We start from the raw sequence: 16,000 nt of genomic DNA, 5'->3' as shown, positions 1-16,000 counted from the left end.
TGCGCTGCAGGAACGCGCTTTGTTCATCTTTCCTTCAGACAGAAAAGCGCTTCTGCTAAGAGCGGCCGCGGCCGGGTGCTTCGCCCGCCCGGAAGAACGGAATCCCCATGCTTGATCTCGCAATCGTTGGCGGCGGCCCCGGCGGGCTGATGAGCGCCTGGTACCTGAAGAGGAAGCTCGGCGACCTCTGCCGCGTCACCATTTACGAGGCGTCGGACCGGCTCGGCGGCAAGATCGTCACGCGCAAATTCGATACCGCACCCGCGACCTACGAGGCCGGCGTCGCCGAGATCTACGATTATTCGATGACCGGCCCGGATCCGCTGCGCGAACTGATCCAGCATTTCGGCCTGCAGACCATTCCGATGGATGCCGAGCAGGTCCAGCTCGACGGCGAGTTCCTGAATGACGTGCCGGGCATGCGCCGCAAATTCGGCGCGAAGACCGCCGAGGCGATCGAAGCGTTCCGCAAGCGCTGCACCGAGATGATCTCGCCGGCCGAATACTACGAAGGCGTCGGCGCGCACGACAACGAGCATCCCTGGGCCCACAAGACCTGCGAGCAGTTGCTCGACGAGGAGGTCGAGGACCCGACCGCCAAGCGCTTCTTCAAGGTGATGGCGCGCTCCGACATCGCGACCGAGAGCCACAACACCAACGGGCTCAATGCGCTGAAGAATTTCGTGATGGATATCGACGGCTATATCGGCCTGTACTCGATCCAGAACGGCAATGAGCAGCTCGTCGAATGCCTGCGCTCGGAAGTCGATGCCGACATCCAGCTCAATCACCGGGTGCTGAAAGTCGGCAAGGCCGGCAACGGCCGCTACCGCCTCAACATGATGAACGGGAAGGGGCCGGAGACGCGTGACTTCGACCTCGTGCTGGTCTGCCTGCCGCATTCCTGGCTCGCCACGCTCGGCTGGGACGGCGAGGAGTTGCGCCAGTCGATGGTCAAGCACATCTCCTATTTCGACCGCCCGGCGCACTACCTGCGCGTCTCGATCCTGTTCGACGAGCCGTTCTGGGGCGAGAAGATCCCGGGCTCCTGGTTCATGTCGGACGCGTTCGGCGGCTGCTGCGTCTACAACGAAGGCTCGCGCCACGACGTTGGCAGGCACGGCGTCCTGAACTGGCTGATTGCGGGTTCGGACGCGCTGGCCTTTGCCAATCTGACCGACCAGGAACTGATCGACGCTGCGTTGAAGTCGCTGCCGGCTTCCCTCGGCAATGCGCGCGAGCATTTCCTCGAGGGCAAGATCCACCGCTGGCTGAGCTCGGTGAACGCGCTGCCCGGCGGCCTGCCGGCGCGCGACGTCATGACCAACCATCGTCCCGAGCCGAAGGACCATCCCGGCATCGTCGTGGTCGGCGACTATCTGTTCGATTCCACCCTGAACGGCCTGCTCGATTCCTCCGATGCCGCGACCGACATCATCCTGACCGAGATGATCCGGCTGCGCTATGCCCGCGCCCAGGCCGAGCGGCCGCTGTCGGACAAGATCGACCGCGATTATTTCGAGAATTATCGCGGGCAGGGTCCGTACAGCGAGTCGTGGCGCCACTTCACCGATCCCGCGCTGCTGATGGAGATGATCCAGCTCGTCTGGGGCGAGGCCAAGGGCTACAAGCTCCTGGTGGCGGGCTCGGCCAGCGGCGAACTGGTCGGCGCGCTGCGCGAGCGCGGGGTTGACGCCTGGGGTGTCGAGAACAACCGCTTCATCCACGGCAAGACGCCGAAGGCGCTGCAGAAGTACAACAAGCTCGGCTCGGTCGTCGACCTGCCATTCGAGGACAACGAATTCGACTTCGTGTTCGAGACCAGCCTCTGCCATCTCGGCGGAAAGCAGGTGGTGCGCGCGGCGCGCGAACTGCATCGCGTGGTCAAGACCGGCCTCGTGTTCGGCTCGGTGACCTCGGATCTCGCGCCCGGCTTGATCGACCGCTACGATCTGTTGCGTGGCGTCAAGAAGCTCGCCACCTGGTGGGAATGGTCGGAACTGTTCTTCGGCAACGGTTTTGATCTCGCCGCCCACCGTCGCGACTGCACCGAGGCGCTGTGGACCGCGGCGCGCGCCGCCAACAAGGGGCCCGGCCACTGGTACGGCGACTCCGACGCGTTGCGCTATTCGTTCTTCGACAAAGTCGAGGACGAGGATTGACCCAAGGGTTGGCCGGCGCAATCGGCCGGTTCAATTGCTTTGCCCAATCCTTGCTGATCGCATAGAATCGTTGGCATAGCGCGTATCGCGCTGTCGCGCTCGATTTGCGGTCATGCCGGCCGTGCAGTATCGGTTGGTTTCATTGGCATCGAAGCCCCCATCATCTGACGGTCACAATCCGGTTGCGACGGATGAACTCGAGCTGAAAAAGAAGCTCGGGGCGAATGCCGATTCCGCTACGTCTAGGCCCGGCGGGAAGCCTTCGTCGACATCACCGCCTCCCGATGATGATGACGAAGCCGACGACGAGAACGAAGTCGAGCTCGATGACGATGATGAGGACGAGGACCTCGTCGTCTTCACCGCCAAGGAAGCCGCCGGCGCGCTCGCCACGATCTACGGCTTCGTCAAGCCGTATCTCGCCAACTACAAGCAGATGCTGGTCTTCGTCAGCTTCGGCCTTGTGGTCGAGACGTTGTTCAACGTCATCATGCCGCTCAGCCTGAAGTTCCTGATCGACGATGCCCTCGGCGAGGAAGATTTTCAGGCGCTCTACAAGATCCTCGGCGTGCTCGCCGCCGCCGGGATCATCACCTCCATCATCGCGGTCTGGTACGAACGCTGGGACGCGCGGCTTGCCGCCTGCATCATTTCCGACGCGCGGACCAAACTGTTCGAGCACGTCCAGAACCTGCCGTCGGCCTATTTCGCCCGCACCAAGCGCGGCGAGATCCTGTCACGGTTCTCGATCGATCTTTCGGCCTTCGAGGGCTCGGTCAAGAGCTTCGCCAACAGCGCCGCCTTGCCGTTCCTGGAGCTCATTGCCGGCATCATCCTGATGCTGTTCCTGAGCTGGCAGCTCGCCGTGGTCGCGCTACTCGTGTTTCCGATCACCCTGATCGGGCCGCGGATCCTGACCCCGAAAGCGGTGCAGGCCAATTACGAGCAGAAGCTGAACGAGGCCGCGCTGCTCGGCACCGTGCAGGAGAATGTCGCGGCCCAGGCCGTGGTGAAGGCGTTCAACCTGCAGCGCCGCGCGCTCGGCTGGTTCACGATGCGCAACAACGACGTGCGGCGGAAGGCGGCCTCCGCCATGTTCCTGTCGACCATGGTGGAGCGCACCGTCACCATCGCGGTGCTGCTGTTGCACCTCGTGGTGCTCGCGATTGGCGCCTATCTCGCCACCAAGGGCCAGATCACCATCGGCACTTTCGTCACCTTCGAAAGCGCGTTCTGGGAGGTGTCCTACAACATCGCGCACCTGATGCACTTCATCCCGGTATCGATCCAGTCGGCGGCGGCGGTGCAGCACATCCAGGAACTCCTGGATGAGCCGACGCGCGGCGCCGACCGGCCGGGCGCGCCGGACCTGCCGCGCATAACCAATGACATCACCTTCGAGCGCGTGACCTTCCAGTACGAGGGCAGTCAGGAGCCGCTGCTGGATAATTTCAGCCTCAAGCTCAAGGTCGGCCAGCGCATCGCGATCGTCGGCCCCTCTGGCTCGGGCAAGAGCACGCTGCTCAATCTCATCCTGCGGCTTTACGTGCCCGACGAGGGCCGCGTCACCATCGACGGCGTCGATATCCGCAAGGTGACGCGCGAATCGCTCAGGCGGAGCATGGCGGTCGTGTTCCAGGAGAACATGCTGTTCAACATGTCGATCCGGGAGAACATCCGCCTCGGCAAGGAAGGTGCAAGCGACGAGGAAGTCGTGGACGCCGCGCGCAAGGCCGAGATCCATCGCTTCATCATGAGCCTGCCACAGAAATACGACACCGTGGTCGGCGAGCGCGGCGACACCCTGTCGGGCGGCCAGCGCCAGCGCATCGCGATCGCGCGCGCCATCATCCGCAATCCGTCCGTGCTGCTGCTCGACGAAGCCACCTCGGCCCTCGACCAGACCACGGAGGCCGCGATCAACCGTACGCTGTTCAGGGTCGCCGCCGGCCGCACTATGATCTGGTCGACGCACCGGCTGACGTCGGTGGTCGACATGGACGAGATCATCGTGATCTCCGGCGGCAAGGCGATCGAGCGCGGCACCCATGCCGAGCTGCTCGCCGCAAACGGCATCTACCGCAAGCTCTGGGACGATCAGGGCCATGTCGCGCACAATGCCGCCGCGCAGGCCGACGACGACGATGAAGACGACGACGAGGAGTGATCGCTCAGCTTGACGTCGCGATCCGGCCTTGCCGCGCTGGGCGAAACGCGCCGGCGGTGGAATAGCGGACGCCTTGCGCGAAGCGGACCACGAAGCGGCCCCAGCGTCCGGCGCGCCAGGTCAGGCCATGGTCGATCGACAGCGAGCGAAGGTGGTAGGCCTTGGCAAGCGATCGTGCCTCGCAGGCCTGCTTGACCGGATCGTCGTAGAACGCCTGGATCTTCCGCACGTCCATGCCGTCGCTCGAAAGCCACGCCGGGATGTGGACGTTGCACAGTCGCTCGACGTCGGTGAAGACCTTGTCGCTACCGGTGCCGGCGGCGGGGCAGGAGGTGGAGAACGCGTCGCCGACCAGGACGATGCCGGGCTGCAAATATCCTTCGGTGACGTAGAGATCGGCGGGCCTGATCCTGATCGGCCCGGAGACCATGAAGCCTCCGGTCATGCGCGCAAGCCCTGGCATTGTGCTGAGCATGGTTGCTTCCGGCGACTCCCTGAACTGCTGCAGCCATGGGTCGGTCATGTCGCGGTAGACCATGAGATTGGCGCGCATCGTTCCGCCGATCGGGAACAACGTAAGATAGGCCATGCGCGCGCTCGGCCGGCCCGGCCAATAGGTCAGCGCTGGAAAATCGAACATCACGCGGCCGGCCGGCACGACATCGAAGCCTAGCGTGATCGAATGGCACGCGCTGGTGATGCGGCGCTGCATGCCGAGCGTGTGGCGCAGGCCGGTGTTCAGGCCGTTGGCGAGCACGACGAGCCGTGCCGAGATCTCCTGGTTGTTCGATAGCACGATCTTCTGCCGGTCGGCGCTGTTCGAAACAGCGTAGGCCTTGGCATGGATGATCTCGACATCACCGGGAATCTGCGCGCGCATGGTGTTGACCAGCGTGTCGTAGAGGATGCCGTGCTGATCGCTGGGCTTCTTGGCGACGACATAGCCGAACCGCGCCTCCCACACCTGGCCATCCAGCGTCGTGGCGCGCAGCGTCTCTTCGGCGAGGCCGGTCTTGCGCAACAGCTCGAGTTGGTCTCCGCCGAGCTTCTCGCAGCGCAGCTCGGGCGGGTAATTCAGGTGCGGGTCGATCAGGCACGCCGAGATGCCCGCGCGTCCGAGCATCGCCGCGGCGGTCGAACCGGCGAGCCCGCCGCCGATGATGGCAACATCCGTGTAGCGCATGCGTCTTGCCTCTGATCGCAAGGCTCCATGCATGGCCGAGAATCGCAAAGGAACCCTGAATTGGTGCTTCACAATCCAGTCAGTCCCGCGTCCGCTTAATCGAAAAGCAATCTCCCGCAACCACGATCGGCGCGGTTGAAGAGCGCGAATTTCGATGATCACGGTAACGATTGATTCACCCAGGCTGGACATCGCCCTGCAATGGGACGAGCTGGTGCGGCGTGCGTCGTCGAACGTGTTCATGAATCCGGCCGCGCTTGCGGCGGTCGTTGCGACCGACTTTGCCAAGATACGCGTGTTGCTGGCCTGGGAGCAGGGCGCTGCGCGGCGCAGGCTCGTGGGCATCTGGGCGTTGCAGGTGCGGCAGGCGGTGCGGCTGTGGCCAAAGGTATCGGAAGCGCTGCCCTACGAGTACGCTTTTCTCTCCAGCCCCGTCGTCGATCCGGCTTTCGCCGATCAGGTCGTTCCCGCGTTCCTCGCCGCCATCGAACAAGACCCGCTGCTGCCTGATGTCCTCAGCCTCACGTCGCTCGACGGGGAATGCCCGAGCTATGCCGCCATGTCGAAATGGCTGGGCGCGCGTGGCATCGAACCGTTGCTCGTTGCAACGAGCAGCCGACCTTTCGTGACGACGGAATTCGGCGTGAAGCGTAGCGGCTCGACGCGGAAAAAACTGCGTCAGGACTGGAACAGATTGTCAGCGCTTGGCGCCGTCGATATCGTCAACGATCGGTCGCCCGGCGCGGTCCGCCAGGCGTTCGAGACATTTCTGACGATGGAAAAGGCAAGTTGGAAGGGCGAGCGGGGCACGGCGCTGCTGTCGGACGTCCGCGATGCCGCCTTCACCAGACAGTTGGTGCAGAATCTGGCCGACCGTCAGGCTTGCTCCGTCGCCTTGCTGCAGGTGAACGGCGAGGTGGCGGCCGCGCAGGTGCTGATGTATGGCGGCTCGACCGCCTACACCTGGAAGACAGCATACGATGCGCAGTTCGCGCGATATTCGCCCGGGCATCTGCTCGTCGACAAGATGACCGATCAGTTGCTCGCGGAGCCCGAGATCGAGGCGATCAATTCCTGCGCCGCCGAAGACAGTTTCATGGCCCAGCTATGGGCCGGCCGCCGCACCATGCTCGATCTGATCTTCGATGTCAGCGGAACGAAGTCGCTGGGCTACCGGATGGAAGCGGGCCGGCTGCTCGGCTACCATTTCCTACGGCGTCTGCGGCAGCGCCTCCGGCAGCGTCGTCCGGCGTCCTCCGCCAGCAAGCCGCCGCAGGGCGCCTCGGCCAAGCCACGACAGGAAGCGGCCGCCGCGCTGCGCACGCCAGTAAAGGCTGGTGTCCGTCGACACCCGGCGGAAGTCGAAGGCCTTGGCCATTGACCAGGCGTCGCAAGCCTTCTTGACGGGATCGTCGTAGTACGCGGCGATCTTGTCCACGCCCATGCCTTCGCTGGCAAGCCACGCCGGGATATGGACATTGCAGAGCTGGGCGACGTCCGTGAACACCTTGTCGGTGCCGGTACCGGTGACCGGGCAGGTGACCGAGAAGGCATCGCCGACTAGGACGATGCCCGGCCGCCGATAACTGGTACTGACAGAAAGATCGGCCGGACGCACCTTGATAACGCCGGCAACGGCGAACTCGCCGGTGATCCGGGAAAGTCTGGGCAGCGCGGCATTGAGGGTTCTGACCGGGCTCACCCGCATCTCGCGCAGCCAGGGATCATCGGCCTCACGATAGACGAACAGATTGGCACGCATCCGGCGCTCCTCGACCGGAAACAGCGTCAGATAGGGAATGCGGTCGCTGGGCCGCTCCGAGAAATAGGTCAAGGCCGGGAAGGGGAACGCCGGCCGGCCGACGGGGACGAGATCGAAACCGAGCGAGATTGAATGGCAGGGGCTGGTAATCTGTCGTTCGATGCCGATCATGCGGCGCAGCCCGACATTCAGCCCGTTGGCAAGCACGACCAGCCGGGCCGAAACCGTCTCGCCGCCGCCCAGCGTCACCTCCTGCCGCTCGGCGCTGATCGCAACATTGGTGACCTTGTCGTAGATGAACTCGGCGGGGGCGGCGATCTCAGCCCGAATCGCGTTGACGAGCTCGTCATACATGATGCCGTATTGGTCGATCGGCGCCCTGTCGAGCAGTCGGCCGAAGCGGGCGATCCAGTTTTCGCGTGCGTGAGTCGCGCGCGAAAGCACCGCCTCCGCCAATCCGGTCCGCGCGAATCGCTCGATCTGCCCGCCGCCGCCCAGCTTCTCGACGCGGAAATCGAACGGATAGACGTCGTGCGGGTCGATCAGGATGGTCGGAATGCCGGCACGGCCGAGCATGGAGGCTGCCGTGGAGCCGGCCAGTCCCCCGCCGATGATCGCGATGTCGGTATAGCGCATGGGAAATCCCGGTCTCCAAGCGGGTTCTTTGCGCCCGCAATGGCAAACAAAGGCTTATTTTGCGCGATATCTCTGGATGAGAGCCGCGCAAGAGCTGCTTCAGGATATTTATGTCCGGGTAAAAAAGTCGGCCGACTCGCCCGGAGGAAGGGCGCCGAGCCCTGCATTTTCACTCGCGCTGAGCGCGCGAAAGTGCCAAATCCATATGCGGCAGAGGCGTTTCTCGTATTGTCGTTTTGCTTGACTTCACTATCTACCGCTTATACAAGGCGCGAACTTAACGACAGGCGGTGAGCTACGCCAGCGTCGGAACGGAACACCCTATCAGACCCACTGGGACTGAGGCGGGCACCAACCTCGACGAATGCCGCTCAAACGCTGTCGATGATAGCTAGGCAATGCCAGGGCGATCTTTGTTCTCTTGAGCGCGTTCTCTTGAGAGTGAACTCGGATGCATGACCTCGGTTCTCAACCGGACAGCGAGCGCTGATCGGTCGTGATCGCGGTCCTCTGTGGCGTCAAGCGCTTTCCGCTCAGCAACGAGTGGTAGGCGCGATTTCGTTTTGCGCGAATGGTTTTCGTGTGAGGCGGCCGGACGGGCGGCTTGTTCCCGTGAAGAATTTGCGGAGCCAGTGAGGTTCCGCGCGAACTTGAAGGGTGAAGGCTGACATGCCGACGATCAACCAGCTGATCGCAAAACCACGGGAAGTGCAGAAGTCGCGCAAGAAGGTGCCGGCGCTGCAGCAGTCGCCGCAGAAGCGTGGCGTGTGTACGCGCGTCTACACGACGACCCCGAAGAAGCCGAACTCGGCGCTTCGCAAGGTCGCCAAGGTGCGCCTGACCAACGGGTTCGAGGTGATCGGCTACATCCCTGGCGAGGGGCATAACCTTCAGGAGCACTCGGTGGTCATGATCCGCGGCGGCCGCGTCAAGGACTTGCCGGGCGTGCGCTACCACATCCTCCGCGGCGTGCTGGATACCCAGGGCGTCAAAAACCGTAAGCAGCGTCGTTCGAAGTACGGCGCCAAGCGTCCGAAGTAAGCGGGAACAGGTAAGATGTCGCGTCGTCACTCTGCAGAAAAGCGTGAAGTGCTTCCGGACCCGAAGTTCGGAAACATCATCATCACAAAGTTCATGAACTCGGTCATGTACGCCGGCAAGAAGTCGGTCGCCGAGAACATCGTCTATGGCGCGCTCACCATGATCGAGGCCAAGACCAAGCAGAATCCGCTCGGCGTGTTCGAGCAGGCGCTCGAGAACGTTATGCCGACCATCGAGGTGCGTTCCCGCCGCGTCGGTGGTGCGACCTATCAGGTGCCGGTGGAAGTCCGTTCGGTGCGCCGGCAGGCGCTCGGCATCCGCTGGCTGATTTCGGCCGCGCGCGAGCGCAACGAGAAGACCATGACGGAGCGGCTCTCGGCGGAGTTGCTTGATGCGTCGAACAATCGGGGGAACGCCGTCAAGAAGCGTGAAGACGTGCACCGGATGGCGGAAGCCAACCGCGCCTTCTCGCACTATCGCTGGTAAGGCGAACAACGGAATTTAAGGAACAGCCCCATGCCCCGCCAACATGCCATCGAGGACTATCGCAACTTCGGTATCATGGCGCATATCGACGCCGGCAAGACCACGACGACCGAGCGCATCCTCTATTACACCGGCAAGAGCCACAAGATCGGCGAAGTGCACGAAGGTGCCGCGACGATGGACTGGATGGAGCAGGAGCAGGAGCGTGGCATCACCATCACCTCCGCCGCGACCACCGCGTTCTGGAACGGTAAGCGGCTGAACATCATCGACACCCCCGGCCACGTCGACTTCACCATTGAAGTTGAGCGCAGCTTGCGCGTGCTCGATGGCGCTGTGTGCGTGCTCGACTCCAACCAGGGCGTCGAGCCGCAGACCGAGACCGTCTGGCGCCAGGGTGATAAGTACAAGGTTCCGCGCATCGTCTTCGCCAACAAGATGGACAAGACCGGCGCTGACTTCTTCAAGTGCCTGTCCGACATCGTCGACCGCCTCGGTGCCAAGCCGATCGCGATCCAGCTTCCGATCGGCGCCGAGAACAACTTCAAGGGTCTCGTCGATCTCGTGAAGATGAAGGGCATCGTCTGGAACGATGAATCCCTCGGTGCGAAGTTCGACTATGTCGACATTCCGGAAGACCTCGTCGACCAGGCCAAGGAATACCGCGAGAAGATGGTGGAAGCCGCCGTCGAGCTCGACGACGACGCATTGGCCGCCTTCCTCGATGGCAACGAGCCGGATGAGGCGACGCTGAAGCGGCTGATCCGCAAGGCGGTGCTGACCGGCGCGTTCTATCCCGTGCTGTGCGGCTCCGCGTTCAAGAACAAGGGCGTGCAGCCGCTGCTTGACGCTGTCGTCGACTATTTGCCGTCGCCGATCGACGTGCCCGCGATCAAGGGTACCGACGAGGACGGCAACGAAGTCGTGCGCAAGGCGGACGACAAGGAGCCGCTGGCGCTGCTCGCGTTCAAGATCATGGACGACCCGTTCGTCGGCACTATCACCTTCTGCCGCATCTATTCGGGCATCCTGCAGAGCGGCACCGGCGTGGTGAACTCGACCCGCGAGAAGAAGGAGCGAATCGGGCGCATGCTGTTGATGCATGCGAACAACCGCGAGGACATCAAGGAAGCCTATGCCGGCGACATCGTCGCGCTGGCGGGCCTGAAGGAAGCGCGCACCGGTGACACCCTGTGCGATCCCAACAAGCAGGTGATCCTGGAAAAGATGGAATTCCCGGACCCGGTGATCGAGATTGCGATCGAGCCGAAGTCGAAGGCCGACCAGGAAAAGCTCGGTGTCGCGCTCGCGAAGCTCGCCGCTGAGGATCCGTCGTTCCGGGTTTCGACCGACCACGAGTCCGGTCAGACCATCCTGAAGGGCATGGGCGAACTGCATCTCGACATCAAGGTCGACATCCTGAAGCGCACCTACAAGGTCGATGCCAATATCGGCGCGCCGCAGGTGGCGTTCCGTGAGCGCGTGACCAAGCGGGTCGAGCACAGCTACACCCACAAGAAGCAGACCGGCGGCACCGGCCAGTTCGCGGCCGTGACGCTGATCGTCGAGCCGAACGAGGCCGGCAAGGGCTACGAGTTCGAATCGAAGATCGTCGGCGGCGCGGTGCCGAAGGAATACATCCCCGGCGTCGAGAAGGGTCTCGAGAGCGTGCTGGGCTCGGGCGTCGTCGCCGGCTTCCCGATCGTCGACGTCAAGGTGCAGCTCATCGACGGCAAGTATCACGACGTCGACTCGTCGGCACTGGCCTTCGAAATCGCAACGCGCGCCTGCTTCCGCGAAGCGCTGCAGATGGGCAAGTCCGTCCTGCTCGAGCCGATCATGAAGGTCGAGGTGGTGACGCCAGAAGACTACACCGGGTCCGTCATCGGCGACCTGAACTCCCGGCGCGGCCAGATCCAGGGCCAAGACATGCGCGGCAATGCCAACGTCATCAACGCGATGGTGCCGCTCATGAACATGTTCGGTTACGTGAACAACCTGCGCTCGATGAGCCAGGGTCGCGCGACCTTCACCATGCAGTTCGATCACTACGCCGAAGCGCCGGCGAACGTGTCGGCTGAAGTCCAGAAGAAGTTTGCCTGATTATCGTTGGTTGGCAGCTAACGATTGAACGGAGAGTCAAATGGCCAAAGCAAAATTTGAGCGTAACAAACCGCACTGCAACATCGGCACCATCGGTCACGTCGACCATGGCAAGACCTCGCTGACCGCCGCGATCACCAAGATCCTGGCGGAAACCGGCGGTGCGACGTTCACCGCCTACGACCAGATCGACAAGGCCCCGGAAGAGAAGGCGCGCGGCATCACGATCTCGACCGCTCACGTCGAGTACGAGACCAAGAACCGCCACTACGCCCACGTCGACTGCCCCGGCCACGCCGACTACGTGAAGAACATGATCACCGGCGCCGCCCAGATGGACGGTGCGATCCTCGTCGTGTCGGCTGCCGACGGCCCGATGCCGCAGACCCGCGAGCACATCCTGCTCGCCCGCCAGGTCGGCGTTCCCGCGCTCGTCGTGTTCCTCAACAAGTGCGACATGGTCGATGATCCGGAGCTGCTCGAGCTCGTCGAGCTCGAAGTGCGCGAGCTGCTCTCCAAGTACGACTTCCCCGGCGACAAGATCCCGATCGTCAAGGGTTCAGCGCTGGCCGCTCTGGAAGACAGCGACAAGAAGCTCGGCCATGACGCGGTTCTCGAGCTGATGCGCAATGTCGACGAGTACATTCCGCAGCCGGAGCGTCCGATCGACCAGCCCTTCCTGATGCCGGTCGAAGACGTGTTCTCGATCTCGGGCCGCGGCACCGTGGTGACCGGCCGTGTCGAGCGCGGCATCGTCAAGGTCGGCGACGAAATCGAGATCGTCGGTCTGCGCGACACTCAGAAGACCACCGTCACCGGCGTCGAAATGTTCCGCAAGCTGCTCGATCAGGGCCAGGCGGGCGACAACATCGGTGCGCTGCTCCGCGGTACCAAGCGCGAGGAAGTCGAGCGCGGCCAGGTGCTGTGCAAGCCGGGTTCGGTCAAGCCGCACACCAAGTTCAAGGCCGAGGCGTACATCCTCACCAAGGAAGAGGGCGGCCGTCACACCCCGTTCTTCACCAACTACCGCCCGCAGTTCTACTTCCGCACCACCGACGTGACCGGTGTGGTGCATCTGCCTGAGGGCACCGAGATGGTGATGCCGGGCGACAACATCGCGATGGAAGTGCACCTGATCGTGCCGATCGCGATGGAGGAGAAGCTGCGCTTCGCCATCCGCGAGGGTGGCCGCACCGTCGGCGCCGGCGTCGTCGCCTCGATCCTCGAGTAAGAAGCGAATAGGGAATGGCGAGTGGCGAATAGGAATTTCTATTCGCTACTCGCTACTCGCCACTCACCAAAGAAAGTACGGCAATGAACGGCCAGAATATCCGCATCCGTCTCAAGGCGTTCGACCATCGTATTCTCGATACGTCGACCCGCGAGATCGTGAACACGGCGAAACGCACCGGTGCCCAGGTTCGCGGTCCTATTCCGCTGCCGACCCGCATCGAGAAGTTCACCGTCAACCGTTCGCCGCACGTCGACAAGAAGAGCCGCGAACAGTTCGAGATGCGCACCCACAAGCGCCTTCTCGACATCGTCGATCCGACCCCGCAGACCGTCGATGCTCTCATGAAGCTCGATCTGGCCGCCGGTGTCGACGTCGAGATCAAGCTCTAAGTTTTTTGGATTGAAGTCCGCGCGAGTGGACGAAAGAGAACAGGAACCACGCCGATGCGCTCCGGAGTGATCGCACAAAAGGTCGGGATGACGCGGGTCTTTACAGAGGCCGGCGAACATATCCCCGTGACCGTGCTGAAGCTCGGCAACTGCCAGGTGCTGGGCCACCGCACCACTGAAACGAACGGTTATGTTGCGCTGCAGCTCGGCTCGGGCTCGCGCAAGACCGTGTACATGCCGAAGGCCGAGCGCGGCCAGTTCGCCGTCGCCAAGGTCGAGCCGAAGCGCAAGGTCGCGGAATTCCGCGTCTCCGAGGATGCGCTGATTCCGGTCGGCGCCGAGATCCAGGCCGATCACTTCGTGGTCGGTCAGTTCGTCGACGTTACCGGCACCTCGATCGGTAAGGGCTTTGCCGGCGGCATGAAGCGCTGGAATTTCGGCGGTCTGCGCGCCACCCACGGCGTGTCGATCTCGCACCGTTCGATCGGTTCGACCGGCGGCCGTCAGGATCCCGGCAAGACCTGGAAGAACAAGAAGATGCCCGGCCACATGGGTGTCGATCGCATCACCACGCTCAACCTTCGCGTCGTGCAGACCGATGTCGAGCGTGGCCTGATCCTGGTCGAAGGTGCCGTTCCCGGCTCCAAGGGCGGCTGGATCAGGGTGCGCGACGCCATCAAGAAGCCGCTGCCGAAGGAAGCTCCGAAGCCCGGCAAGTTCAAGGTCGCGGGCGAGCAGGCTGCCGAGGCGCCGGCCGAGCAGGAGGGTGCGTGAGATGGAACTGAAAGTCACCACCCTTGAGGGCAAGGAAGCCGGCTCGGTCCAGCTTTCCGACGCCATTTTCGGCCTCGAGCCGCGCGCCGATATCATTCAGCGCTGCGTGCAGTGGCAGCTCAACAAGCGCCAGGCCGGCACGCACAAGGCCAAGGGTCGCGCCGAGATCTGGCGCACCGGCAAGAAGATGTACAAGCAGAAGGGCACCGGCGGTGCCCGTCACGGCTCGGCGCGCGTGCCGCAGTTCCGTGGCGGTGGCCGCGCCTTCGGTCCGGTGGTTCGCTCGCATGCGACCGACCTGCCGAAGAAGGTGCGTGCGCTCGCGCTCAAGCATGCTTTGTCGGCCAAGGCCAAGGACGGCGGCCTGGTCGTGCTTGACAGCGCTGATATCAAGGAAGCCAAGACCAAGGCGCTGGTCGGTCACTTCTCCGGCCTCGGGCTCACCAATGCGCTGATCATCGACGGCGCCGAGCTCAACAACGGTTTCGCGTCCGCGGCCCGCAACATTCCGAATATCGACGTGCTGCCGATCCAGGGCATCAACGTCTACGACATCCTGCGCCGCCAGAAGCTGGTCCTGACCAAGGCGGCCGTCGATGCGCTGGAGGCGCGCTTCAAATGAAGAATATCGATCCGCGCCACTACGACGTTATCGTCGCGCCCGTTGTGACCGAAAAGGCGACGCTCGCCTCCGAGCACAACAAGGTGCTGTTCAAGGTCGCCTCCAAGGCCACCAAGCCGCAGATCAAGGAAGCGGTCGAGAAGCTCTTCGACGTCAAGGTCAAGAGCGTGAACACGCTGGTGCGCAAGGGCAAGACCAAGGTGTTCCGCGGCAATTTCGGTTCGCAGTCGGACACCAAGCGCGCGATCGTGACCCTGGAAGAGGGTCACCGCATCGACGTGACTACCGGACTATAAGGGCGTAACGACGATGGCATTGAAAACCTACAATCCAACGACGCCGGGCCAGCGCCAGCTGGTGATGGTCGATCGTTCGGCGCTCTACAAGGGCAAGCCGGTCAAGGCGCTCACCGAGGGCAAGCAGTCGAACGGTGGCCGCAACAACACCGGTCGCATCACCGTGCGCTTCCGCGGCGGCGGCCACAAGAAGGCCTATCGCAATGTCGACTTCCGCCGCGACAAGGTGGATGTGCCGGCGATCGTCGAGCGGCTGGAATATGACCCGAACCGCACCGCCTTCATCGCGCTGATCAAGTATCAGGACGGCGAGCAGGCCTACATCCTGGCGCCGCAGCGGCTCGCCGCAGGCGACACGGTGGTGGCCGGCAGCTATGTCGACGTCAAGCCGGGCAACGTGATGCCGCTCGGCAACATGCCGGTCGGCACGATCGTCCACAACATCGAGCTGAAGATCGGCAAGGGCGGTCAGCTTGCGCGCTCCGCCGGCACCTATGCCCAGATCGTCGGCCGCGACCAGGACTACGTCATCATCCGCCTGAACTCGGGCGAGCAGCGCCTGGTGCACGGCCGTTGCCGCGGCGCGATCGGCGCGGTGTCGAATCCCGATCACATGAACATCTCGATCGGCAAGGCCGGCCGCACCCGCTGGCTCGGCTGGCGCCCGCACAACCGCGGTGTCGTCATGAACCCGATCGACCACCCGCATGGCGGCGGTGAAGGCCGCACCTCGGGCGGCCGCCACCCGGTGACACCGTGGGGCAAGCCGACCAAGGGCAAGAAGACGCGCTCGAACAAGTCGACCAACAAATTCATTCTCCTAAGCCGCCACAAGCGGAAGAAGTAAGGAACGCCGGACATGGTTCGTTCAGTCTGGAAAGGCCCGTTCGTCGAGGCATCGCTGCTCAAGAAGGCAGATGCCGCGCGCGCGTCCGGCCGTCACGACGTTATCAAGATCTGGAGTCGCCGCTCGACCATCCTGCCGCAGTTCGTGGGCCTGACCTTCGGCGTCTACAACGGTCAGAAGCACGTGCCGGTTTCGGTGAACGAGGAAATGGTGGGTCACAAGTTCGGCGAGTTCTCGCCGACCCGTACCTTCCACGGCCACTCTGGCGACAAGAAAGCCAAGAGGGCTTGAGGATTAA

13 protein-coding genes and 2 pseudogenes are annotated in these 16,000 nt (G+C 63.2%); 13 read left to right on the top strand and 2 right to left on the bottom strand.

The window, feature by feature from the left end; all coding sequences use genetic code 11:
* Positions 1–107 precede the first annotated feature (107 nt).
* Both ACZYOF_RS10725 and ACZYOF_RS10720 read left to right on the top strand, forming a co-directional pair.
* Positions 108–2,162, top strand: a complete 2,055-nt coding sequence (locus tag ACZYOF_RS10725) for an FAD-dependent oxidoreductase (RefSeq protein ID WP_463715734.1) — start codon at positions 108–110, stop codon at positions 2,160–2,162.
* A 142-nt stretch (positions 2,163–2,304) separates the two neighbouring features.
* Positions 2,305–4,329 (top strand): ABC transporter ATP-binding protein, encoded by a 2,025-nt coding sequence (locus ACZYOF_RS10720; protein WP_463715744.1) that lies wholly within the window; start codon positions 2,305–2,307, stop codon positions 4,327–4,329.
* Here the strand turns inward: ACZYOF_RS10720 and ACZYOF_RS10715 are convergent.
* A pseudogene (locus tag ACZYOF_RS10715) lies at positions 4,260–5,512 on the bottom strand (FAD-dependent oxidoreductase). The gene ACZYOF_RS10720 and the pseudogene ACZYOF_RS10715 sit on opposite strands and share 70 nt — an antisense overlap.
* Before the next feature lie 154 nt (positions 5,513–5,666).
* Between ACZYOF_RS10715 and ACZYOF_RS10710 the strand changes: the two are divergent.
* Positions 5,667–6,551, top strand: a pseudogene (locus tag ACZYOF_RS10710) (GNAT family N-acetyltransferase); the annotation flags it as partial.
* 171 nt (positions 6,552–6,722) lie between these two features.
* Here ACZYOF_RS10710 and ACZYOF_RS10705 read toward each other — a convergent pair.
* On the bottom strand, positions 6,723–7,910 hold the full coding sequence (locus ACZYOF_RS10705; RefSeq protein WP_463715733.1) for an FAD-dependent oxidoreductase: 1,188 nt from the start codon (positions 7,908–7,910) through the stop codon (positions 6,723–6,725).
* A 669-nt stretch (positions 7,911–8,579) separates the two neighbouring features.
* Here ACZYOF_RS10705 and rpsL point away from each other — a divergent pair.
* The 10 genes from rpsL to rpsS all read left to right on the top strand — a co-directional run bounded on the left by rpsL (position 8,580) and on the right by rpsS (position 15,993).
* Positions 8,580–8,951: a 30S ribosomal protein S12 gene (rpsL, locus tag ACZYOF_RS10700; protein WP_028168167.1), complete on the top strand. Its 372-nt coding sequence runs from the start codon at positions 8,580–8,582 to the stop codon at positions 8,949–8,951.
* A gap of 15 nt (positions 8,952–8,966) precedes the next feature.
* A complete protein-coding gene (gene rpsG, locus ACZYOF_RS10695) occupies positions 8,967–9,437 on the top strand; it encodes a 30S ribosomal protein S7 (RefSeq protein ID WP_028168166.1) in 471 nt (156 codons plus the stop codon).
* 30 nt (positions 9,438–9,467) lie between these two features.
* On the top strand, positions 9,468–11,540 hold the full coding sequence (gene fusA, locus ACZYOF_RS10690) for an elongation factor G (RefSeq protein WP_463715732.1): 2,073 nt from the start codon (positions 9,468–9,470) through the stop codon (positions 11,538–11,540).
* Between the two features lie 40 nt (positions 11,541–11,580).
* A complete protein-coding gene (gene tuf / locus ACZYOF_RS10685; protein ID WP_027583251.1) occupies positions 11,581–12,771 on the top strand; it encodes an elongation factor Tu in 1,191 nt (396 codons plus the stop codon).
* Between the two features lie 83 nt (positions 12,772–12,854).
* Entirely contained in the window at positions 12,855–13,163 is a 309-nt protein-coding gene (gene rpsJ, locus ACZYOF_RS10680; RefSeq protein ID WP_002712302.1) for a 30S ribosomal protein S10, read from the top strand.
* Positions 13,164–13,217: 54 nt separating this feature from the next.
* On the top strand, positions 13,218–13,937 hold the full coding sequence (gene rplC / locus ACZYOF_RS10675) for a 50S ribosomal protein L3 (protein ID WP_130225562.1): 720 nt from the start codon (positions 13,218–13,220) through the stop codon (positions 13,935–13,937).
* Between the two features lies 1 nt (position 13,938).
* Positions 13,939–14,559 carry a 50S ribosomal protein L4 gene (gene rplD / locus ACZYOF_RS10670; protein WP_027583253.1) on the top strand — a complete coding sequence of 207 codons (621 nt, stop codon included), beginning with the start codon at positions 13,939–13,941 and terminating at the stop codon, positions 14,557–14,559.
* Positions 14,556–14,855: a 50S ribosomal protein L23 gene (locus tag ACZYOF_RS10665; protein ID WP_028168161.1), complete on the top strand. Its 300-nt coding sequence runs from the start codon at positions 14,556–14,558 to the stop codon at positions 14,853–14,855. The genes rplD and ACZYOF_RS10665 overlap by 4 nt, the downstream gene beginning before the upstream one ends.
* Positions 14,856–14,868: 13 nt before the next feature.
* Positions 14,869–15,702, top strand: coding sequence for a 50S ribosomal protein L2 (rplB, locus tag ACZYOF_RS10660; protein ID WP_028168160.1), 834 nt, complete (start codon positions 14,869–14,871; stop codon positions 15,700–15,702).
* Between the two features lie 12 nt (positions 15,703–15,714).
* The gene (gene rpsS / locus ACZYOF_RS10655) at positions 15,715–15,993 is read left to right on the top strand and encodes a 30S ribosomal protein S19 (RefSeq protein WP_027583256.1); all 279 of its coding nucleotides are present in this window, start codon (positions 15,715–15,717) and stop codon (positions 15,991–15,993) included.
* Positions 15,994–16,000 lie beyond the last annotated feature (7 nt).

The sequence above is a fragment of the Bradyrhizobium sp. LeoA1Lang genome (assembly GCF_055413685.1).
This window is presented reverse-complemented; position numbering and strand designations above follow the sequence as displayed.